This window comes from Pseudomonas sp. P5_B2 (assembly GCF_056400445.1).
Genome location: NZ_JBFULH010001338.1, coordinates 1 through 689 on the forward strand (window position 1 = coordinate 1; position 689 = coordinate 689).

Sequence of the window (689 nt, forward strand, 5' to 3'; positions counted from 1 at the left end):
GAGGTCGGCACGGCAGTTGATCATGCGCTTTTCGTCGACAGCGACGCGGGCGGAGGCGCCTTCGAGTTCGGCGAGGCCTTCGGCGACGTCGAGGGTGTCCAGGGCAGCTTTGGCACGGGCGATTGCGGCAGAGTCGTTCGCGGTAACGGCGCGAGCTTCTTGAGCGGCGACACCACCAGCGGTGTCGAGTCGGTCCATGTTGGCTTCGCTCGCGTGGCCGGCGTTAGCGCCTTTTACCACGGCTTCGCCGCTGTCTTCTTTGTCGAATTCGTCCCAGCTCAGCATGACGTGTCGTCTCCTGCGTGAGGGCCAGATGCCCGTGTGATGGTTGTTCACACGGTCGCTCTGACCGCGTTGGATCTTAAGGAATCGTTTTTTGCAGCCAAGGCAGGCAATAAAACAGAATTTTGTACGGGGTTCCGAGAGCCACTGATGGGCGCAACCAGCGTTAAACGCTACTGCGGGGCTCCAGACTGGCGTTTCATCCCTGTAAGGGGATATTGCAGGCCCGTTAAGGCGGCATTATAGGGAAATTTTCACCGGCGTGGTGCGGCGAATCGGCTCATGGAACGGCCGGAAGGGCGGGTTTTTCGGGCAAACCGAGGTAATACAGGGCTTTGGCCGGTGCAGATTTTTTTTCGTAAATTTTGACGCTGAAACATTTCTGCTCAAAAAATAGCCAAAAACAC

The 689-nt window shown here is 57.5% G+C and carries 1 pseudogene; it reads right to left on the reverse strand.

The features are described from left to right. A pseudogene (locus tag AC1DRJ_RS31085) lies at positions 1-285 on the reverse strand (ribonucleotide-diphosphate reductase subunit beta); the annotation flags it as partial. Positions 286-689: the final 404 nt, after the last annotated feature.